General features: G+C 56.8%; 21 protein-coding genes. 18 read left to right on the forward strand and 3 right to left on the reverse strand.

Annotated features, from left to right (window positions below; translation table 11 throughout):
• Positions 1-6: 6 nt before the first annotated feature.
• From RUA4292_RS12495 to RUA4292_RS12530, 8 genes are all read left to right on the forward strand, one after another.
• Positions 7-816: a glutamate racemase gene (locus RUA4292_RS12495; protein WP_058277856.1), complete on the forward strand. Its 810-nt coding sequence runs from the start codon at positions 7-9 to the stop codon at positions 814-816.
• A 94-nt stretch (positions 817-910) separates the two neighbouring features.
• Positions 911-1,939 carry an N-acetyl-gamma-glutamyl-phosphate reductase gene (gene argC / locus RUA4292_RS12500; protein ID WP_058277857.1) on the forward strand — a complete coding sequence of 343 codons (1,029 nt, stop codon included), beginning with the start codon at positions 911-913 and terminating at the stop codon, positions 1,937-1,939.
• 7 nt (positions 1,940-1,946) lie between these two features.
• A complete protein-coding gene (gene ccmE / locus RUA4292_RS12505; RefSeq protein ID WP_058277858.1) occupies positions 1,947-2,393 on the forward strand; it encodes a cytochrome c maturation protein CcmE in 447 nt (148 codons plus the stop codon).
• Between the two features lie 124 nt (positions 2,394-2,517).
• A complete protein-coding gene (locus RUA4292_RS12510) occupies positions 2,518-3,129 on the forward strand; it encodes a holin-associated N-acetylmuramidase (protein ID WP_058277859.1) in 612 nt (203 codons plus the stop codon).
• Positions 3,120-3,698 (forward strand): holin family protein, encoded by a 579-nt coding sequence (locus tag RUA4292_RS12515; protein ID WP_058277860.1) that lies wholly within the window; start codon positions 3,120-3,122, stop codon positions 3,696-3,698. Before RUA4292_RS12510 ends, RUA4292_RS12515 begins: the two co-directional genes overlap by 10 nt.
• 74 nt (positions 3,699-3,772) lie before the next feature.
• Positions 3,773-5,737 (forward strand): heme lyase CcmF/NrfE family subunit, encoded by a 1,965-nt coding sequence (locus tag RUA4292_RS12520; protein ID WP_058277861.1) that lies wholly within the window; start codon positions 3,773-3,775, stop codon positions 5,735-5,737.
• Positions 5,734-6,189 (forward strand): cytochrome c-type biogenesis protein, encoded by a 456-nt coding sequence (locus RUA4292_RS12525; protein WP_058271538.1) that lies wholly within the window; start codon positions 5,734-5,736, stop codon positions 6,187-6,189. Before RUA4292_RS12520 ends, RUA4292_RS12525 begins: the two co-directional genes overlap by 4 nt.
• Positions 6,190-6,264: 75 nt before the next feature.
• Positions 6,265-7,041, forward strand: coding sequence for an enoyl-CoA hydratase-related protein (locus RUA4292_RS12530; protein WP_058277862.1), 777 nt, complete (start codon positions 6,265-6,267; stop codon positions 7,039-7,041).
• A 5-nt stretch (positions 7,042-7,046) separates the two neighbouring features.
• Here RUA4292_RS12530 and bmt read toward each other — a convergent pair whose 3' ends face one another.
• Complete coding sequence (gene bmt / locus RUA4292_RS12535; RefSeq protein ID WP_058271540.1) at positions 7,047-8,063, reverse strand: betaine--homocysteine S-methyltransferase; 1,017 nt, start codon at positions 8,061-8,063, stop codon at positions 7,047-7,049.
• Positions 8,064-8,179: 116 nt separating this feature from the next.
• Entirely contained in the window at positions 8,180-8,497 is a 318-nt protein-coding gene (locus tag RUA4292_RS12540; RefSeq protein WP_058277863.1) for a DUF1476 domain-containing protein, read from the reverse strand.
• Between the two features lie 187 nt (positions 8,498-8,684).
• Between RUA4292_RS12540 and purC the strand changes: the two genes are divergently transcribed.
• The 7 genes from purC to RUA4292_RS12575 all read left to right on the forward strand — a co-directional run bounded on the left by purC (position 8,685) and on the right by RUA4292_RS12575 (position 17,787).
• Positions 8,685-9,440 carry a phosphoribosylaminoimidazolesuccinocarboxamide synthase gene (purC, locus tag RUA4292_RS12545; RefSeq protein ID WP_058271542.1) on the forward strand — a complete coding sequence of 252 codons (756 nt, stop codon included), beginning with the start codon at positions 8,685-8,687 and terminating at the stop codon, positions 9,438-9,440.
• Between the two features lie 138 nt (positions 9,441-9,578).
• Positions 9,579-10,247 (forward strand): MarC family protein, encoded by a 669-nt coding sequence (locus RUA4292_RS12550; protein ID WP_058277864.1) that lies wholly within the window; start codon positions 9,579-9,581, stop codon positions 10,245-10,247.
• 118 nt (positions 10,248-10,365) lie between these two features.
• A complete protein-coding gene (gene purS, locus RUA4292_RS12555) occupies positions 10,366-10,596 on the forward strand; it encodes a phosphoribosylformylglycinamidine synthase subunit PurS (RefSeq protein ID WP_058277865.1) in 231 nt (76 codons plus the stop codon).
• Between the two features lie 23 nt (positions 10,597-10,619).
• The gene (gene purQ, locus RUA4292_RS12560) at positions 10,620-11,288 is read left to right on the forward strand and encodes a phosphoribosylformylglycinamidine synthase subunit PurQ (RefSeq protein WP_058277866.1); all 669 of its coding nucleotides are present in this window, start codon (positions 10,620-10,622) and stop codon (positions 11,286-11,288) included.
• Between the two features lie 36 nt (positions 11,289-11,324).
• Positions 11,325-13,103: a sensor histidine kinase gene (locus RUA4292_RS12565; RefSeq protein WP_058277867.1), complete on the forward strand. Its 1,779-nt coding sequence runs from the start codon at positions 11,325-11,327 to the stop codon at positions 13,101-13,103.
• Positions 13,104-13,115: 12 nt separating this feature from the next.
• On the forward strand, positions 13,116-14,450 hold the full coding sequence (locus tag RUA4292_RS12570; protein WP_058277868.1) for a sigma-54-dependent transcriptional regulator: 1,335 nt from the start codon (positions 13,116-13,118) through the stop codon (positions 14,448-14,450).
• Positions 14,451-14,958: 508 nt separating this feature from the next.
• Complete coding sequence (locus tag RUA4292_RS12575) at positions 14,959-17,787, forward strand: Rne/Rng family ribonuclease (protein WP_058278188.1); 2,829 nt, start codon at positions 14,959-14,961, stop codon at positions 17,785-17,787.
• A 45-nt stretch (positions 17,788-17,832) separates the two neighbouring features.
• Here RUA4292_RS12575 and RUA4292_RS12580 read toward each other — a convergent pair whose 3' ends face one another.
• Positions 17,833-18,066 carry a sulfurtransferase TusA family protein gene (locus RUA4292_RS12580; RefSeq protein ID WP_058278189.1) on the reverse strand — a complete coding sequence of 78 codons (234 nt, stop codon included), beginning with the start codon at positions 18,064-18,066 and terminating at the stop codon, positions 17,833-17,835.
• A 105-nt stretch (positions 18,067-18,171) separates the two neighbouring features.
• On the opposite strand from RUA4292_RS12580, the gene RUA4292_RS12585 reads away from it, so the two are divergent.
• From RUA4292_RS12585 to RUA4292_RS12595, 3 genes are all read left to right on the forward strand, one after another.
• Complete coding sequence (locus RUA4292_RS12585) at positions 18,172-18,924, forward strand: cytochrome c biogenesis CcdA family protein (RefSeq protein ID WP_058277869.1); 753 nt, start codon at positions 18,172-18,174, stop codon at positions 18,922-18,924.
• A gap of 63 nt (positions 18,925-18,987) precedes the next feature.
• Entirely contained in the window at positions 18,988-20,202 is a 1,215-nt protein-coding gene (locus RUA4292_RS12590; RefSeq protein WP_058277870.1) for a hypothetical protein, read from the forward strand.
• Entirely contained in the window at positions 20,199-21,548 is a 1,350-nt protein-coding gene (locus tag RUA4292_RS12595; RefSeq protein ID WP_058277871.1) for a cytochrome P450, read from the forward strand. The genes RUA4292_RS12590 and RUA4292_RS12595 overlap by 4 nt, the downstream gene beginning before the upstream one ends.
• Positions 21,549-21,578 lie beyond the last annotated feature (30 nt).

Below are 21,578 nucleotides of genomic sequence, written 5' to 3' on the forward strand. Positions count from 1 at the left end.
GGGCAAATGGCAGTAGGCATCTTTGATTCCGGGTTGGGCGGCCTGACCGTCCTGAACGCCGCGCAGAAACGTCTGCCGGACGTGGATTTTCTGTATTTCGCGGACAGCGAACACGCGCCCTACGGCGTGCGGGACGCTGAAAACATTTACGACCTGACACGCAGGGCGGTAAACGATCTGTGGAACCGGGGCTGTGATCTTGTGATTCTCGCCTGCAATACTGCTAGTGCTGCGGCGTTACGCCGGATGCAGGAAGAGGGGGTGCCCGAAGGAAAGCGCGTGCTTGGCGTGTTTGTTCCGCTGATCGAAGCGCTGACGGAACGGCAGTGGGGCGACAACAGTCCTCCGCGCGAGGTTGCGGTCAAGCACGTGGCCCTGTTTGCAACGCCTGCCACAGTGTCCAGTCGGGCCTTTCAGCGGGAACTGGCATTTCGAGCTATCGGCGTGGATGTTGAAGCGCAGGCCTGTGGAGGTGTCGTAGACGCGATTGAAGACGGCGACATGATCCTGGCAGAAGCGCTGGTTCGGTCCCATGTGGACGCGCTAAGACGCAAGATGCCGGAACCGCAAGCCGCGATTCTTGGCTGCACCCATTACCCGCTGATGGCCGATACATTTCAGAAAGCGCTTGGCCAAGATGTTCAAGTGTACAGTCAGGGTGATCTGGTGGCCGAAAGCCTTGCGGACTACCTGCAACGGCATCCGAAAATGCAAGGAAACGGCGAGGGTGGATTTTTGACCACCGGCAAGCCCGAGTTCGTCAGCGACAGGGCAACGCAATTCCTCCGACGACAAATCTCCTTTCAGGCCGCCTGACTTAGGTCAAGGACGTAACCTGTTTGATCCCGTAGTTCAACGACCGTCACATCGGCGGTCGCATCCTGTGACACACTGAACCAAGAGGTCTGACATGACCCATAAAATCGCAATTTTGGGCGCATCTGGTTATACCGGCGCTGAACTGGTAAGGCTGATCGCCGAGCACCCGAATATGGATATCGTTGCGCTGTCCGCCGAACGTAAGGCAGGCCAGTCGATGGCGCAGGTCTTTCCGCATTTGAGACACATGGATCTACCGGATCTGTGCAAGATCTCCGAGATCGATTTTTCGCAGGTCGACCTTTGTTTCTGTGCCTTGCCGCATAAAACCAGCCAGGAGGTCATTCGCGACCTGCCCAAGACCCTGAAAATCGTGGACCTGTCCGCTGATTTCCGGCTGCGTGATCCGGACGAATATGAAAAATGGTACGGGAACCCTCATACGGCCTTGGAGCAACAGGAAGAGGCCATCTATGGCCTGACCGAGTTCTACCGGGATCAGATCCGCAATGCCCGGCTTGTGGCCGGAACGGGATGCAATGCCGCGACTGGGCAGTATGTGCTGCGCCCTTTGATTTCTGCAGGTGTCATTGATCTGGATGATATCGTTTTGGATCTGAAATGCGCGGTGTCCGGGGCAGGGCGGTCGCTCAAGGAGAACTTGCTGCATGCCGAGCTAAGCGAAGGCTACAACGCTTATGCGATCGGCGGAACGCATAGGCATCTGGGCGAGTTTGATCAGGAGTTCTCGGAGCTTGCAGGCCGCACGGTGCACGTTCAGTTCACCCCGCACCTGATACCGGCTAACCGGGGAATTCTTGCGACAACCTATGTAAAAGGCGATCCGGCCAGCGTGTATGAGACATTGGCCAAGGCTTATGAAAACGAACCTTTTATCCAGATGTTGCCTTTTGGTGAAGCCCCCTCGACCCATCATGTGCGGGGTTCGAACTTCTGCCATATCGGAGTGGTGGCTGACCGGATCGAACGCCGGGCCATTGTGATTGGCGCGTTGGATAACCTGACAAAAGGTAGCAGCGGGCAAGCCTTGCAGAACGCTAACCTGATGTTAAGTGAGGATGAAACCCGGGGTCTGATGATGGCCCCTCTATTCCCGTGAGGACGGTATGAAAACGCTCAAGAAACGTCGTCGAATTCAGGTTATTGTGCTGGCAGTTGTCGCTTTGGCGCTGTCGACGGCGTTGATTGGGTATGCCATGCGGGATGGTATTAACTTCTTCCGTTCACCTAGTCAGGTGATTGCCGAACCACCGCAACCGACCGAAGTATTTCGGATTGGCGGGCTGGTCGAAGAAGGCTCGATCGTGCGGGGGCAGGGCAAGACGGTACGCTTCGTCGTGACCGATGGCGGCGATAGTGTTCCCGTAGCCTTTACCGGCGTTCTGCCGGACCTGTTCACAGAAAATCAGGGAATGATCGGCACCGGATCTTACGTAAATGGCGTTTTCGAAGCCACTGAAATTCTTGCCAAACATGATGAAACCTATATGCCGAAAGAGGTCGTAGATGCCTTGAAGGAACAGGGGGTCTATAAGGAGGTCGACGGAGGCTGATCCAGGGCCGAATTCTAGTTTGAAAACAAGGGCGTTGCGTGCACATGACACTCAGCGCCCTTTTTAATTGCCACGTGTTAACGAATTTGCCCGAGCCTTTGCGCAATCACAGGCGGAGGGTGCGATGCAGACGGTTCGGCAAATTGCGACTGAGATCGTGGGGCGAGAGGGTGGGTTCGTAGATGACCCGGATGATCCGGGCGGCGCAACAAACTATGGTGTGAGCGTTCATACCATGCGGCGTCTGGGTCTGGATTTGTCCGGTGATGGAGTGGTGGACCGAACGGATGTGCGAAGGCTCAGCAAAGCACAAGCCATCGGCATTTTCGTCCGGCATTATTTTGAGCTTCCGCGCCTGAGACTGTTGCCCCAGGTGGTCCAACCCTCGGTTTTTGACATGTACGTCAATGCCGGTGCGCAGGCAGTCCGGATTCTGCAGCGATTGTTGCGCGAAATGGGATTCGGCGTAGTCGTTGACGGTGTTGTCGGGCCACAGACAGCTCGGGCAAGCCAAAGCGCGGCCAAGTCCGACCCGGTAAAGTTCGCAGATGCCTATGGGGTCGCGCGCCGCAACTATTACTTCCGTCTCGCGGACCGAAGGCTCGCGTTCCGAAAATACGCGCGTAGCAGGGTGGGCAGTAAAGGGGGCTGGATCCGGCGGGCTGAAGAGTTCGTTTCGCCGCCCTACCACCTAACGGATGCAGAGTTTCAAAAGAGGGTTTCACGATGGGATTGATCTCGGGCATTTTGGGTTTTCTGTTTGGAAACGAGCGCAACATCATACGTGAAACCGTCGAAGTCTTTCGGGAAAATGCCGAAAGCAACGCCGAGAGGGGTTTGCAGGTTCGACAGCAGGCCGTCAGTCAGTTCGGGGCAGAATTCCATGGCGCTGGAAAAGCTCCGTTTGATCGGGCTATCGACGGTCTTAACCGCCTGCCGAGGCCCGCGATGGCACTGGGAACGCTTGGTCTTTTCGTGGCGGCCATGGTCGATCCGATCTGGTTTTCGGCGCGTATGCAGGGGATCGCCTTGGTACCCGAGCCGTTGTGGTGGTTACTGGGGGTGATCGTATCCTTCTATTTTGGCGCGCGTCATCAGGCTAAAGTGCAAGGATTGCAACGCGAGATTTCGGCCACAATGATGCGCACTCCGCAGGTACTTGGGAACATAAAGGCGCTGGCGGCGATGCGTAGCGACAGCGTGGGTGTGGCCAATGCCGACCCGGACGCGGCACTGACAGCAGACACAATAAAATCCGACGAAAACCCAGCGTTAGAGACATGGCGGCGTAAAAGGACCGGCTGACCCGCGACACTATGTTCGCGGCAAGGGGGCGAAAGTGATTGGTGCTTGTCACGCAACAGGATTATATCCGGGGCATGATTACAGAACTTGGCCATTTCGCCCTGATCCTCGCTTTCCTCGTCGCAATCGTGCAGTCGATCGTTCCTTTGATCGGCGCAGCCAAACGCTGGGTCGGCTGGATGGGGGTCGCGGAACCTGCCGCAATCGTCCAGTTCTTGCTGGTTTCTTTCTCGTTCGGAGCCTTGGTCTGGGCGTTCGTGACTTCGGACTTTTCCCTGCGTGTGGTCGTCGAGAACAGCCATTCGGCCAAGCCGATGCTGTACAAGATCAGCGGGACATGGGGAAACCACGAGGGCTCGATGCTGTTGTGGGTTCTTATCGTGTCATTGTTCGGAGCGATGGCTGCTTTTTTTGGGGGTGGCTTGCCACCGACATTGAAAGCGCGGGTTTTGTCGGTTCAATCGATGATTGCGGTGGCGTTTTTTGCGTTCATCCTGTTCACCTCGAACCCTTTTGATCGGCTAATCGTCGCCCCGTTTGATGGTCGAGACCTGAACCCGTTGTTGCAGGACCCCGGCTTGGCCTTCCATCCGCCGTTCCTGTATCTGGGTTATGTGGGGCTGAGCATGGCATTCAGTTTTGCTGTGGCGGCCCTGATTGAAGGGCGCGTTGATGCCGCATGGGGCCGCTGGGTGCGTCCGTGGACCTTGGCCGCGTGGATATTCCTGACCATTGGCATCGCTCTGGGATCATGGTGGGCCTATTACGAGCTGGGTTGGGGTGGTTTCTGGTTCTGGGACCCGGTGGAAAACGCCTCGTTCATGCCATGGCTTTTGGCCGCTGCCCTGTTGCATTCCGCCATCGTAGTTGAAAAACGCGAAGCGTTGAAAAGCTGGACCATCCTGTTGGCCATCATCGCATTTGGCTTTTCGCTGATCGGGACATTCATCGTGCGGTCGGGCTTGCTGACTTCTGTGCATGCCTTTGCAAATGACCCGGAACGCGGCGTCTTTATCTTGATCATTCTGGTGCTCTTCATCGGTGGCGCACTGACCCTGTTCGCGGCCCGCGCACAAGCGATGGAGGCAAAGGGTGTGTTCAGCGTTGTCAGCCGCGAAAGCGCGTTGATTCTAAATAACATCCTGCTGGCAGTCAGCTGTTTCGTGGTATTCTTCGGAACGATGTGGCCGATGGTGGCCGAGATGGCGTTTGACCGTAAGCTCTCGGTCGGGGCGCCATTCTTCAACGCGGCCTTCACGCCCTTCATGGTGGCCTTGGGAATTGCTTTGCCGATAGGGTCCATGTTGCCATGGAAACGGGGCAAATTGGGCAAGACGGCCTATTCCCTGCGCTATGTGTTCATCTTGTCGGTCGCGTTAGCCCTGTTGGTCTGGGTTATGCAGACCGGGCGCAGCGCCCTTGGGCCAATCGGACTGTTTCTTGGGGCCTGGATCACTTTAGGTGCGGCTGTGGACTTGTGGAGCCGCACCGGTCGCAAGGGCAGTATCCAACGTCTGTTCCGCTTGCCGGGCGCTGACTGGGGTAAAGCGGTGGCTCATACCGGGCTTGGCGTGACCATCTTTGCCATTGCCGGTCTGACCGCGTGGGAGGTTGAAGATATCCGCGTTGCGCAGCCCGGTCAGCCGTTTGAAGTTGGGCAGTTCACACTGACGCTTGAAAATGTCCGCGACGTGCAAGGGCCGAACTATTTTTCAACCACTGCGGATGTTCAGGTTGAAAAGAGCGGTCGGTCTATGGGCACGCTGCATCCCGAGAAACGCAATTACCCCGTTGCCCGGATGCCTACTACCGAGGCGGCGATCGACTATCGCTTTTGGGGCGACCTGTATGTCGTGATAGGGGACCAGCAAGCCGATGGTGGTTGGGTCATGCGGACTTACATCAAACCTCTGGCCAACTGGATCTGGGGCGGATGTATCCTGATGGCATTGGGCGGGCTTCTGAGCTTGACTGACCGCAGGTTCCGGGTGGCAGCGGGTGCGCGCAAAGCACCCTCGAGCGGAGTACCGGCAGAATGAAGCGTCTGATCCTGATTTTCGCCCTGATCGCATCGCCCTTGTTTGCGGTGCAGCCAGACGAGGTACTGGAGGACCCGGTCCTGGAGCAACGCGCGCGTGACCTGAGCACCGGCCTGCGCTGCCTTGTCTGCCGCAACGAAAGCATCGACGAAAGCAATGCCGAACTTGCTCGCGACCTGCGCCTGCTGCTGCGCGAACGGCTGGTCGCGGGCGATACGGATGAGGAAGCGGTCGATTTTATCGTGGATCGTTACGGTGAATACGTTCTGTTAAAGCCTACGGTTACGGGGGCGAACCTGATGCTTTGGCTGGCCGGTCCGATCATGCTGTTGATCGCCGCCGTGATAGGCTGGAGTTTTTTACGCAACCGATCTCAGGCGGTGGGCACTGAAGTCAAGGACGGCCTCAGCGAAGCTGAGAAAGAACGACTGCGCCAGATTCTTGACGACTGACCCACCGTATTTCTTTCCCTTCGTCTTGAATTGAGTCAGGGTTCCCTAATGCCGTGAGCATGGGGAGAGGACTACATGGACTATGAGGCTATACTGCTGGAAATCACTGACAATCTGGCAGTGGTAACCCTGAACCGGCCCGACAAGATGAACGCGCTGACCGCACAGATGCGGGCCGAGGTCACCCATGCGATGACGCATGCGGCCCGGCATGCGCGGGCAATCGTGCTGACAGGGGCAGGGGGCGCATTCTGCTCGGGTCAGGACCTGGGCGATTCTTCCAGCACTGGCCGGATTGATCTGGAACGCACACTGCGCGACGAATACGATCCCATGCTGGAATCCATCTACAACTGTCCGGTCCCAACCATCGCAGCCGTCAACGGACCAGCTGCCGGGGCCGGGGCGAACATTGCGCTCAGCGCCGATGTGGTGATTGCGACTGAAAGCGCGTACTTCCTGCAGGCGTTTTCCCGTATCGGCTTGATGCCGGATGCGGGCGGCACGTGGTTCCTGCCACGCCAGATGGGGTTCGCCAAGGCCATGGGCGCTGCGCTGTTTGCCGACAAGGTCTGTGCCAGACAGGCGGACGAATGGGGAATGATCTGGGAAGCGGTGGCTGACGACGATTTCGACTCGCATTGGCGCAAGCGAGCTGCCTATCTGGCAAACGGACCGACCACCGCGTTTGGCGCGATCAAACAGGCAATCCGCGGAACTTACGACAACACTCTGCCGCAGCAACTGGAGATGGAGGCGCATTTGCAGGGCGACTGTGGCCGTTCGCGCGACTTTGCCGAAGGGGTAGTTGCCTTCATGGAAAAACGCCCCCCGAAATTCGAGGGGCGCTGAAAGATTTAAGCGCGGCGGCGGCGGCGATTGCGCCGTTCAGGCACTGCCGCATCGTCTCCGGTACCGTCCGAAGCTGATGAGAACGGGCCTAAAGCATCCGTGATCTGATCCAGCGTCGGGCGCGTGCCGCGGCTGGTTGTATCCAGTGCCTCGCGCATTTTGCGCAGGTGATCTGGCATGGTGCCACAGCACCCGCCGATGATCGTGGCACCCGCATCCCGTGCCATCGCGGCGTACTGCCCCATCAATTCAGGCGTGCCGTCATAGTGGATATGGCCATCGACATATTTCGGGATACCCGCGTTGCCTTTGGAAATCACCGGACGTTCGGTTCCCTGAGCCGCAAATCCAAGAACCGTGCGCAGGATGTCCGACGCGCCCGTGCCGCAGTTGGCACCGAATGCAATCGGCGGATTGGGCAGGGTTTCGACCAATTGAGCCAGATCTGCGGAGGTTACGCCCATCATGGTGCGTCCGGCAGTATCAAAGCTCATGGTGCCACACCAGGGCATGTCGGCCAGCGCAAAAGCTTCCGCCGCTGCTTTGAATTCCTCTGGTGCGCTGATGGTTTCAACCCATAGAACGTCCGCGCCACCTTCTTTCAGCGCTTCGGCTTGCTCGTGAAACATCTCAACAGCGCCGGCATGGGACAGGCTGCCAATAGGTTCCATGATCTCACCGGTCGGACCAACAGAGCCTGCGACAACAACGGTGCGCCCGGATTTGTCCGCAACTTCACGGCCCAGTTCGGCACCGATCCGGTTCAACTCACCAACCCGGTTCTGGGCGTCGTGCAATTTCAGGCGCGCGGATGTGCCGCCGAAGGTGTTGGTCAGAAACAAGTCGCTGCCGGCGTCAACCGAACCTTGGTACAAAGCGCGGATTTTATCCGGTGCTTCGACATTCCACAGCTCGGGCGCGTCACCTGATTGCAGGCCCATATTGAACAAGTTCGTGCCCGTGGCGCCATCGGCCAGCAAAGCATCATTTGTTTCCAGAAGTTTATTGAGCGCATTTGTCATGGGGGTATTCCCAAATAGCCGAATAGGGCCGTTAAAAATATAGACGCCCCGTGTCTCATGACCGGGGCATCAAATCAAATTCATAAAACTCATGAAGATCATGAGCCGAGTGATTTTTATTCGGTTTCGCTCAGGACCTGCGCTTTGGCTTGGGGTAAAAGCTCGGCCATTTTTGCGCGGATTTCCTCATCGGACGACAGCGCGCCCAAATCACCGGAAACCTTGCGCACGACATCTTCGTGCCCGGCCTCTTCGAAATCGGCGATTACTACGGTTTTGGCATAGGCTTCGGCGTCCTCGCCGGACTTGCCCATCTTTTCTGCGGCCCAGAGGCCCAGCAATCTGTTGCAGCGCGCCTGTGCTTTGAACTGCATTTCTTCGTCATGAGCGAATTTTGCTTCAAAAGCGTTTTCGCGTTCGTCAAAAGTGGTCATTGGTTGCGGACCTCATAGCTTACATCTTCTTACTTGATGATATGACTATAGCTGAGCGCCTGTGCAAGGGAATTGCGCTGCGTCAAAGCCTCTCGGTCCGCTGAACTTGCGGGAAAGGGGGGCTTGGACTATCAGGGCGCCAACGCGGAGGGACTCATTCCCTCGCCCCGGACTGGAAAGGTCGCTCATGGCGCGTCGCAAAAAGATTTACGAAGGTAAGGCCAAAATTCTGTATGAAGGCCCGGAACCCGGCACCATTGTGCAGTATTTCAAGGATGATGCCACCGCGTTCAATGCGGAGAAGAAAGATGTCATTGACGGTAAGGGCGTGCTGAACAACCGCCTGAGCGAGTTCTTCATGACCGGCCTCAACCAGATTGGCGTTCCGACCCATTTCATCCGTCGCCTGAACATGCGCGAGCAATTGGTGCGCAATTGCGAGATTGTTCCGCTTGAAATTATCGTTCGCAACTATGCCGCGGGAACAATGTCAAAACGTTTGGGCATTGCCGAAGGGACGCAACTACCGCGCCCGATTGTCGAATATTGCTATAAAGACGACGCGTTGGGTGATCCGCTGGTTACAGAGGAACACATCGCTGCCTTTGGCTGGGCCAGCCAACAGGACATGGACGATATCCTGAGCCTCGCGCTGCGCGTCAATGACTTTATGAGCGGCATGATGCTGGCTGTCGGCATTCGTCTGGTCGATTTCAAGATCGAGATTGGCCGTGTTTATGACGGGGATTTCCAGCGTTTGATCGTGGCCGATGAAATCAGCCCCGACAGTTGCCGTCTGTGGGATATCGAAACCGGTCAAAAACTGGACAAAGACGTATTCCGCCGCGATCTGGGCAGTCTGACGGACGCCTATTCCGAAGTCGCACGCCGGCTGGGCGTTTTGCCGAAAAGTAACGTCGCTAAGCCTACGCTGATCAACTGATCACACCGGCGAACCGCATATTGTTAAAAGCATCGCTTTACCCAAAGCGGTGCTTTTTTCTTTGTATCTGGCGGTTTGACAGGGTTACCGGTTGTCCGGCATTGTCGGGCAAATTCGAAAACGAGGGTGGCGCTATACATGGCCGAATTGTTTGATCAGGCGGTTTTTCTAAAATTCCTTGCGGCCCTTCTGGCTATTTTCAACCCGCTCTACGGAATCCCGATTTTTCTTAGCATGACAAAAGGATATTCGGCCCCCGAACGTCGGCGGGTAGCGTTTATCGTGACAGGGACGGTGATTATAGTCGGTCTGATAGCGGTTGTGATCGGAGAAGAGATCCTGGCTGTGTTCGGGATCGACATACCTTCGTTCCGTATTGCCGGGGGGCTAATCATCTTCGGAATTGGTATGTCGATGCTGAACGCGTCGGACAGGCCGCAAGGGGATCAGCAAGCTGTAGAGGATGGGCATAGGAAAAAAGAAAACATCGCCGTTGTACCGCTTGCTATTCCGTTGACTATCGGGCCTGGCACTATTGCGATAACAATCGTTTACTCTCATACGCTTAGCGATGGTGCCGAAGTGGTAACCCTTGGAACGGCAATCGTGATCGCCTGTTTGATCGTTAGCCTTGGCTTGTTGTTCGCCGATCCGATCTCGCGCCTATTGGGTATGACGATGATTAATGTCATCACCCGGGTCATGGCTCTCATACTTGTGGCGGTCGCAATCGAGATGGTTTTGACAGGCACGTTCAATGCAATCGACGCGCACTATCCCGGCCTGAATTCCCGAGGTGGCGGGTAGTGGGTGTAAGTGCGGTCATCTGCCCACTTTAAGAAGGGTTGTCGAACGCCTTCTGGCACGTTATCCCCCGCGCAACGGAACGGGCCGACAACATCGGTCCTCAGCTGGAGTTGCGAGAATGAAAGCACGTGTGCATGTGATGCTCAAGAACGGGGTCCTCGACCCGCAGGGTGAGGCGGTGCGTCTCGCATTGGGTGCCATGGGCTTTGATCAGGTCGAAGGTGTGCGGCAGGGCAAGGTGATCGACCTTGAGCTGGCCGAAGGCGCGACCGAGGCGGACATCACCGAGATGTGCGAAAAGCTGTTGGCCAACACGGTCATCGAACGCTACGAAGTCGAACTGGTCTGAACCTTATCCCCGGAGGCCCCACCATGCGCGCAGCTGTCATCGTATTCCCAGGGTCCAACTGTGACCGGGATCTTGCCGTCGCTTTCGAACAGGCAGGTTTTGAGGTCGATATGGTCTGGCACAAGGACGCCGCGTTGCCCGAAGATGTGGATATCGTCGGTGTTCCTGGTGGCTTTTCCTACGGCGACTACCTGCGCTGCGGTGCCATCGCCGCACAGTCGCCGATCTGCAAGGCCGTGGTCGATCATACTAAACGTGGCGGTTATGCCATTGGTGTCTGCAATGGGTTTCAGATCCTGACAGAAACCGGCATCCTGCCGGGTGCTTTGCTGCGAAATGCTGGTCTAAAATACATCTGCCGCACGGTTGGCCTGAAGGTGGAAACCAGCGACAGCGCGTTCACCGAAGGTTACAATGCGGGCGATGTGATCGGTATTCCGATCGCGCACCATGATGGTAACTATTTTGCGGATGACGCCACACTGGCCAAACTGCAGAATCAGGATCGGGTCGCGTTCACCTATACCGAGAATCCGAACGGCTCGGTCGGGAATATTGCCGGTATCCTGTCTGAAAACCGCCGGGTGCTGGGAATGATGCCACACCCTGAACGTGCGGCAGACGACGGCCATGGCGGAACAGACGGAACGGCATTGTTCCGCGCATTGTCTGGCGTTCTTGCTCCGGCGTGACTTGAGCTTACGATCCAGCCCGCGTAACTTTCCGGGATGAGTTCCGAAGTTCGCTCTGGCTGGTCCTTTCTGACAAAACCGTTTCGTGGTGCGCCATTGGGTTGGCGGCTGCGCTTGGCGGTTATCTTTCTTTTGATCGCAACGGTCACTACGGTTTACGTGACCAACCGGCTTCTGACGGACCGCTTTACCGAATCCACGCGAAACCGGGCCGAACTGCGACTGGCGCTGTATTCAGGCAACTTGCTAAGCGAACTGCGCCGAAACGCAATTGTTCCGCAGCTTTTAGCGCGCGACCCAACGTTGATTTCCGCGCTGCAGTCCAGTGACTATTCGCTGTCCACCCAGCGTTTGATCTCGTTTGTTGAAGAGATCGGTGCGGCCTCGCTGATGTTGCTGGACGGTGATGGACGTACTGTTGCGGCCACTGATCGCGCGCGTTTGGGAGAGCCACACCGGAGTTCCCCTTATTTCATTGATGCGGTGCGGGCGAATTCGACAATCTTCACGGTGATTGAAAAAGATTCGGGCGGCTACAGCTTTGTCTATTCAAGACGAATGGAGGCGAATTCCGAGGTTCTTGGCGTTATCGTGGTCGAAGTTGACCTGCAGAAATTCGAGCGCGCCTGGGCAGGTATTTCCGACGCTGTGATGGTGACGGACAGCACCGGGACGATCATTCTGTCGACTGAACCGCAATGGCGCGGGCTTGAAGAAAACGCCGCATTGCTACGCCAGCCGGCGCAAGGTGCTATCCAGCGTGCAATTCGTGCCACGACCGACTGGACCGCCTTGCCGCCAGACGCCTACCTGCAGGGCGAGGCAGTGATGCGGATGGAAACGCGCATCCCGTTTCGCGGTTGGAAAATGACCTCGTTCACCACCTACGAGTCGATTCGGGAAAAAGTGAACAGTGTTATCGCGCTTGAGATCATGGGTTTTGCGATTCTTCTGGCCTTGGCCTTCTACGCGCTTAGCCGTCGTGCCACGTTCCGCATGGCGTTGTTCCAGCGCGAGTCGGCAGAGCTTCGCGCATTGAACTCAAGGCTAAAGCGGGAAATTGCTGAGCGGGAACGGGTTGAAAAAACACTGGAAGTTGCTGAACAGACGTTGGCGCAAAGCTCGAAACTGGCCGCTTTGGGCGAGATGTCGGCGGCCGTGAGCCACGAGCTAAATCAACCTCTGGCTGCAATGAAGACCTACCTGGCTGGCGCACGTCTTTTGCTGCGTCGGAACCGGCCGGAAGAGGCGCTGGCAAGCTTTGGTCGGATCGATGGTTTGATCGAGAGGATGGGGGCGATTACCCTTCAGCTCAAATCCTATGCGCGGAAGGGTGCGGATACGTTTTCCCCAGTAAATCTTAGTGAAGCGTTGGCAGCGTCCCTCTCCATGATGGAGCCGCAACTGCGCCAGCGCCACGTCAAGATCACCCAGATTCTGCCCGACGAACCGGTGTCTGTGATGGGGGACCGGATGCGGATCGAGCAGGTGATGGTGAACCTCTTGCGCAATGCTCTGGACGCCACCAAATCAGTATCCGAACCGGATGTCGAAATCATACTGGCAGCGGGCGATACGGCGGTGTTGACGGTGCGCGACAACGGCTATGGAATCGAGAACATCGAAAACTTGTTCGAACCGTTCTATACTACGAAACAGCCCGGCGACGGGGTCGGTCTGGGGCTTGCCATCTCATCCGGGATCGTAAACGACCATGGTGGACGGCTGACAGCACGAAACAGCCCGCAAGGCGGGGCCGTGTTCGAGATGCAGTTGCCGATACTGGGAAGCGACGGCCTTGAGGCCGCGGAATAACGAGGAATAACTATGGCACAGGCCATGAAGATCGCCATCGTGGATGACGAACAGGACATGCGCCAGTCGATCAGCCAATGGCTGGCACTGTCGGGATATGACACGGAAACCTTCGCCAGTGCCGAGGACGCACTGAAGGTGTTGGGACCGGAATATCCGGGTATCGTGATCTCGGATATCAAAATGCCGGGCATGGACGGCATTCAGCTCCTGAAAAAGCTGATGGGGGCTGACAGCACGTTGCCGGTCATCATGATCACTGGTCATGGCGATGTGCCAATGGCAGTTGAAGCGATGCGCGTAGGGGCGTTTGATTTCCTTGAAAAGCCTTTTAACCCTGATCGCATGTCGGAACTGGCCAAACGCGCCAGCAACGCGCGCCGACTGACTTTGGACAACCGTGCCCTGCGGCGCGAGCTTTCAGGCGGTACCCAGATCATGAACAAACTGATCGGGGCCAGCCCGGTCATGGAGCGTCTGCGCGAAGATATCCTCGATCTGGGCCAGGCCGATGGCCATGTACTGATCGATGGTGAGACTGGCACTGGCAAGACACTTGTGGCCCATGCGCTGCACGCGGTCGGCAGCCGTGCTGGTAAGAAATTTGTACTGGTGTCCTGTGCCGCGCTTGAGGAGGATACGCTTTCGAAACGCCTGTTTGGCCCGATGATGCCGGAAGATGCGCAGTTGCCCGCGATCGAAGAGGCGCGGGGCGGAACACTTGTGCTGGAAGACGTGGAAGCACTGAGCGATACTCTGCAGGCCCGCCTGTTGAGCGTGATGAATGATCAGGGCACCCCGGCTGAAACGCGGATCATTGCGATTTCCAACCTTCAGGAAGCAGGAAAGACCAGCGAAGACGTTCTGCGCCCGGACTTGTTCTATCGCCTTGCGGCACTGCGGATCACGATGCCGCCATTGCGTCAGCGTGGCGAGGACATCCTGACGCTGTTCACCCGACTGAGCGAGCAGTTTTCTGAAGAATACGGCTGCGAAGCGCCGCAGGTGAGTGCCCAAGAAGCGGCACAGCTGTTACAGGCGCCATGGCCGGGAAATGTGCGGCAGTTGATCAACATCGCGGAACGGGCAGTTCTGCAATCGCGACGTGGATCGGGGACGATTGCGTCGCTGTTGATGTCCGATCACGAAGAAATGCAGCCGGTCATGACGACCGAAGGCAAACCGCTTAAGGAGTATGTTGAGGCGTTCGAACGGATGTTGATCGACAATACAATGCGGCGGCACAAGGGATCGATTGCGTCTGTGATGGACGAACTTTGCCTGCCACGCCGGACCTTGAACGAGAAAATGGCGAAATACGGGCTGCAGCGCTCGGACTATTTGTGAGAAAGAGAGGGGGCCAGCCCCCTCTTGAGCCTGCGGCTCAAATTACCCCCGGGATAATTCTGGCCAGATGAAGTGATCCCGGGGCTTTGTATTGTTCTTCTCGCAGTTTGCCCATTGTGTTTTCCACAGGACTGCTTTTATTGTATCTGGACGGGCAGGGCTAATTTGCGCCCAAAAGTCCCGAATCTTTGAGTTTCGCTGCTCTGCCGTTGATGGTGATCAATCCCGCAAGGCAAAGCAGACCGATTATGCCCCATAGGGGCAGATGAACGCCTGAGCCCGCATCAGCGGGCGAAAGGAATAAATGGGCAGGCGGCGGTTAGATCTGCGCCTGTCGGAGAAGAACCGCGATGACGCGCGCGCAACGATTGAGTATACGGGCAGGGGGCCACAGCGCCAGACCCTGCCGCGCGCCGTCCGAAATCGCCCTGACAAGACACCACCCCAAAAGCGCCTGTCCCCCCGGACGGGTAAGGACAACGCGTTTGGCGCGGTGCACCAAGGACACATGGCTAAGAAAATGCTTATCGATGCCACCCACGCGGAGGAAACCCGCGTCGTGGTGGTTGACGGAAATAAGGTCGAGGAATTCGATTTTGAATCCGAAAACAAACGCCAGCTTGCTGGCAACATCTATCTTGCAAAAGTAACCCGGGTCGAACCGTCACTGCAGGCGGCCTTTGTGGATTATGGCGGGAACCGGCATGGGTTCCTGGCGTTTTCGGAAATCCATCCGGATTACTATCAGATACCGGTTGCTGACCGCGAAGCTCTGATGGAAGAAGAGCGCGCCTATGCTGAGGCAATGAAAGCGCGTGACGAAGCCGAAGAGGCCAAGCCGAAGAAACGCCGGTCACGGTCGCGGTCGAAGGCTGCGGACGTTAAGTCTGACGATGCGGTTGAGTCGATTGAAGTATCGAACGAACCCACCGGCATGGAAACCATTGATCTGGACGAAAGCGAAGACGGCGCTGATGGCCCGGACCTTGAGGGCACATCCCCGGCAGATCGCGTTGCTGAAACACCGGTGGAAGAGCCTGGTGATGATGCGGGGGCGTCTGAATCAGACGCTGAAGGTGCAGCCGAAGGTGTGTTGTCGGAAGACGGTAGCGAGGCAGCGTATAGCTCTGATGCGCCTGCTATCGAGGCGACAGAAGCCAAAGATGAAGAAGCTGCCGACAAGTCCGATGACGCAGTTAACGAAGCAGAGGCACAAGATGCACCTGAAGCTTCGGAGGACGCGACCGAAGAAAACGAGGGCAAGTCTGAAGAAGAAGCGCGAGCCGATGCCACCGCGAAGGACGATTCGATTGAATCCGTCGCCGACGAGGATGATAGCGAAGACATTCGCCCGGTTCGCAAGCCGCGGCCACGTCGCTATAAGATTCAAGAGGTTATCAAGGTCCGCCAGGTCTTGCTGGTGCAAGTCGTCAAGGAAGAACGTGGCAACAAAGGCGCTGCTCTGACCACCTACTTGTCTCTGGCAGGTCGATACTGCGTTTTGATGCCGAACACGGCTCGTGGCGGCGGGATCAGCCGCAAAATCACCAATGCGCCGGACCGAAAAAAGCTCAAAGAAATTGCTGCGGAAATTGACGTTCCAACCGGTGCAGGTCTGATTATCCGGACAGCCGGTGCCAAGCGGACAAAATCTGAGATCAAGCGCGATTATGAATACCTGCAACGCATGTGGGAGCAGATCCGCGAGTTGACGCTGAAATCCATTGCGCCGGCGAAAATCTATGAAGAAGGCGATCTGATCAAACGGTCGATCCGTGATCTCTATAATCGCGAAATCGATGAGGTTCTGGTCGAAGGTGAAGGCGGTTATCGCATCGCCAAAGACTTCATGAAGATGATCATGCCGTCACACGCGAAGAACGTGAAACGGTACGAGGATGCGCTGCCGCTGTTCGCACGCTATCAGGTCGAAAGCTATCTGGCGGGCATGTTCAACCCGACCGTTCAGCTGAAATCGGGTGGTTACATCGTGATCGGTGTGACCGAAGCGCTCGTCGCGATTGATGTGAACTCGGGCCGGGCGACCAAAGAGGGCTCGATCGAGGAAACCGCGCTCAAGACCAACCTTGAGGCTGCGGAAGAGGTGGCACGACAGCTGCGTCTGCGCGACCTGGCCGGTCTGATCGTCATCGACTTTATCGACATGGACGAGCGCAAGAACAATCTCGCCGTCGAAAAGCGTATGAAAGAACGGCTGAAAACAGACCGTGCGCGTATTCAGGTCGGCCGAATCTCAGGCTTTGGCCTTATGGAGATGAGCCGCCAGCGTCTACGTCCCGGCATGTTGGAAGCCACGACTCAGCCATGCCCGGCTTGCCACGGAACAGGTCTGATCCGGTCGGACGACAACATGGCGCTGTCGATCCTGCGGCAGATCGAGGAAGAGGGTACACGCCGTCGTTCGCGCGAGGTGCTTGTTCGTTGCCCTGTCAGCATCGCAAACTTCTTGATGAACCAGAAACGCGAGCATATCGCACAGATTGAGGCCCGTTATGGCCTGTCTGTACGTGTTGAAGGCGACGTCCATCTGGTCAGCCCGGATTTCTCGATGGAGAAATTCAAGACGGCAAGCCGGATCGTTCCCGAAGCCAGCGCGCCCGTTGTTTCCGTGGATGCGTCCCTGATGGATCTTGTCGACGCCAGCGAGGATGAGCCGGCCGATGAGGAAACCACCGTTCAGGCCGAAGAGGAGGCCAAGCCCAAGCGCAAGCGTCGTCGCCGCCGTCGGAAAAAGAGCAATGGATCTGACGAAACTCCTGAGGTGAACGCTGAAGAGGGTGACGCGGCGGCGTCCGAGGAATCGGATGAAGCCAAAACGGAAGCGGCAGATGACGCAAAACCCGAGGGTGAAGCATCTGAGCCTGCCGAAGAGGAAAAAGCAGCCAAGCCCAAGCGCCACCGTGCACCGCGCCGCAAGAAGAAGGACGCGGAACCTGTTGAAGCTAAGGAAGAAGTCGCTGCTGAAGCTGTTGTGAGCCAGGATGCTCAGGCCGCAAGCCCTGAAGCACCGGCCGAGGAAACTGGTGTGACAGATGCACCTGTTGAAGCTCCTGTCGAAACCGCCGAGAAGGTTGAACAGGCCGAAGCGGTGGCAGAACTGCCCACGCCCGAGGCGGAAAGCGTCGTTGAAGAAAAGGTTGAACCTGCAGAGGCCGAACAACCCGAACCTGTGGCCGAAGTGGCCGCAGAAGACCCGCAAGAACCAGCGGACGTAATGGTTGAAGAAGCCCCTGAGCCGGTTCTGGAGGTCGTGGCCGAAGAACCGGAGCAGCCGGCCAAACCCAAGCGGCGTGGTTGGTGGTCACTGGGTCAGTAACAAGAAGAGGCGGGCCATGTGCCCGCCTTTTTCTTTTGGCCGATCTTAGTGAGATTTCTGGATCAAATAGATCTGATGGCCGTCCGCGTCTTCCTGCGACAACAATTGGTGCCCGCTCTCAACACAGAAATGCGGGACATCAATTATGGCGGCAGGATCATCTGCCAGCACGCACAGAACGGCCCCGACAGGCATGGATTTCAAACGTTTGCGCGCTCTCAGGACGGGCAAAGGGCACAACAGACCCAGCGCATCGAGTGTTTCGGATGGATTTGACATAAGGTTCAGATATTTCCACTTTGGCAGGGTGTCCAGCGTGCAACCACGAGGATGTGACCGAATGGCCCCGTGACGTTGGCCGCCCCATACCATATGTGCTGAAACATGTTCGGAATAGATATCATCGACGCGGGCTTGCTGCCTGCCATGTTCATCGCGATGCTGGGCGGGTTGATCAGCTTTCTGTCGCCCTGCGTTCTGCCTATCGTTCCGCCGTATCTGGCTTACATGAGCGGTGTGACGATCAACGAGATGCAGGATGAGGCGAAAGCACGCCGCAAGGCAACCTTGGCCGCTCTGTTCTTTGTTCTGGGCCTGTCTACGGTGTTTTTGTTGCTGGGTTTCACCGCTTCTGCCTTCGGGGTGTTTGTCCTGCAGAACCAGGTGTTATTCGCAAAGATCTCTGGCGCTGTGGTCATTGTCTTTGGCTTGCATTTTCTGAACGTCTTCCGCATCCCGTTTCTGGACCGCGAGGCCCGGATTGAGACCGGTGATTCCGGTGGATCAGTGTTTGGCGCTTATATCCTTGGTCTGGCCTTTGCATTTGGCTGGACACCCTGCATTGGGCCACAGCTGGGGGCAATTCTGTCGCTGGCCGCGTCTGAGGCCTCGGTCGCAAGGGGAACACTGTTGCTGGGCGTCTATGCGGCGGGCCTCGGTATTCCATTCCTTCTGGCCGCGATGTTCCTGAACCGGTCGATGTCGGTGATGAATCGGATCAAGCCATACATGGGCACGATCGAAAGGGTGATGGGGGGCTTGTTGCTGTTCGTGGGCATAATGCTGATTACTGGTTTGTTCACGGAGTTCAGCTGGTGGCTGTTAGAGACATTCCCGGCACTGGCAAATTTCGGATGATCTGTTGATCTGACTTACCTTGACGCTCAGGCTGCGTTAACCTGCGCTGCAGAAGGTAAGGCCATGAGCAGTCAGAATAATCATCCTCGGGTGCGTAAACGCCGGGTATTCTATATTCCCGGCTATGACCCGATACCGCCGTGGCGGTATCGTGAGCTTTATCGTACCGAAGGCTCGCTGCAGGCGGAGATATCCGGTTATGAGATTTCGGTGTCCGCCAAGTCAGACGATGGCCCATATGGATGGCACGTCACTTCCCGGCAGGATGATTATGAAGTTCAGGCCGATGTGAGTGTTTTGGTCTGGTCGGATCTGGTGCGTGACAGCATGTCCAATTCGATCCCGGCGACCTATCTGCAATTGGTGCAGACCGCATGGATCTATATGTCCTCCGGAACGCTTTGGCGTCTGATGCAGCTGCGCAAGGGGCCTGTGGTTGCCGCACTGTACCCGGTAGGAATGTTGGTGGCTCAACTGCTGTTGGCGATCTTGCTAGCCGGGGCCATGACATGGGTTTTGATGCTGTTTATCGGCTGGCTGGGCGTCATCCTTGCAGTTGGGGCCGCTTACATTCTGATGCGCTGGTTTCGCCAGCAAGACGGCCAGCTTTTTGCCTATTACCTGATGCATGATTACGCCTATTCCGCAAAACTCAAAGGGGCGACGCCTGTTGAATTACGCAATCGCCTGCGTGCATTCGGTGCGTTGATCCAAGAGGCGCTGAATTCAGACGCAGACGAGGTGCTGGTCGTCGGGCATAGTTCAGGGGCCCATCTGGGTGTCAGCGTTCTGGCCGATGTTATCCGCGACAACAGTCAACGTGATAACGGCCCCGCGTTTTCGTTCCTGACATTGGGGCAGGTCGTGCCCATGGTGTCATTTCTACCCGAGGCGCAGGGTTTGAGGGCGGATTTGCAATTCTTGTCCACGCAGGAAGGCCTGACCTGGGTCGACGTCTCGGCCCCCGGCGATGGCTGTTCTTTTGCGCTGTGCGATCCGGTTTCCGTCAGCGGTGTCGCCACTGCGGAAAAGAAATGGCCTCTGGTTCTGTCTGCAGCCTTTACACAGACCCTGTCCCCCGAACGCTGGAAGAACATGAGATGGAAATTCTTCCGTTTGCATTTCCAGTATCTCTGCGCCTTCGACAAGCCCGATCGGTATGACTATTTTCGTATCACTGCCGGGCCTCAAACCTTAGGGCAGAGGTTTGAGGGGCGGGCACCGTCGAAATCGCGGATGGATAAGCCGGTCTCAAAATACATCTCGGTGAAGGCATGACGCCGCCCAAGCCAACTTCGCGCCCTGATAAAGTATCGCTTTGGCGGTATCTGAGGTTGTTTCGCAAGGACATTCTGTCAGCTCAACCCCATAGGCTGTACCGCGCCTGGATGGCCGAATTTCGCACGCCGTTCTTTCGATCATACTTGGTAAATCAGCCAGAATTGATCGACACAGTTCTGAAAAAACGCCCTTATGACTTTCCTAAATCTAACCGCATAAGTGAGGGGCTGCGTCCGTTGCTGGGGGACTCTGTCTTCCTGACCAATGGGGACACCTGGAAGAGTCAGCGCAGGATCATTGACCCCGCGTTCGAAGGCGGCCGATTGAAAGATACCTTTCCGGCGATGCATGCAGCTGGTCAAGCAGCGGTGGATCGGTTGCGTCCGCAGTCAGGTGGTGTCGTTGAGTTTGAAGAGGTCACCAGCCATATCGCGGCGGATGTCATTTTTCGCACCTTGTTTTCGGTGCCCATCGAACACGAAATCGCCGCGCAGATTTTTGACAAGTTTCGCAGCTATCAGCGTGAACAACCCATTCTGAACATTGCGGCTTTTGTCCCTCTGCCGAAATGGTTGCCGCGATTGCACTCAAGACGCACCAAGAAGAATGCCAAGGATATCAGGGCGCTAATCCAGCGACTTACGGCGGATCGGGCTGAACTGATCGCTCGTGGTGGCGCTCCGGATGATCTGGCAACCAAGATCATGACCACGCGTGATCCCGAAACCGGGCGTGGGTTTGACACGCAGGAAATGGTTGATCAGGTGGCGATCTTCTTTCTTGCCGGGCATGAAACCAGCGCGTCCGCTCTGGCCTGGACGCTGTACCTGATGGCCATATATCCCGAATGGCAGGACAGGCTGGCCGAGGAAGCTGTGGCGCTCGACACGCCCGAGTTTTCTGTAATGTCGCGGCTAAAGCTTAGCCGGGATGTGTTCCGCGAAGCGCTGCGGCTTTATCCGCCTGTGCCGATGATGGTACGCGAGGCGGCTTGCCCTGAACGTTTCCGGGACAGGGATGTCTCCGAAGGGTCGCAAATCGTGATCAGCCCGTGGCATCTGCATCGGCAGGAAAGGCTCTGGGAACGTCCCGACGAATTTGATCCGACCCGGTGGGGAACTGAGAATGGAAAGACCTGTCAGCGCAACGCGTACATTCCATTCTCGACAGGGTCCCGCGTATGTCCCGGTGCCGGGTTCACCATGATCGAGGGGCCGCTTCTGTTATCCATGCTGTTGCGACACTTCCGGTTCGAGTTGGTCGCGGGACAAACGCCGGTTCCGGTCGCGCATTTGACCGTCCGATCGAAAGACGGAATTTGGTTGCGCTTGGTTGAGCGCTAACAAACTACCATCCTATCACGCCTTGCTGTA

The sequence above is a fragment of the Ruegeria atlantica genome (assembly GCF_001458195.1).
In the GTDB taxonomy this organism is placed as follows: domain Bacteria; phylum Pseudomonadota; class Alphaproteobacteria; order Rhodobacterales; family Rhodobacteraceae; genus Ruegeria; species Ruegeria atlantica.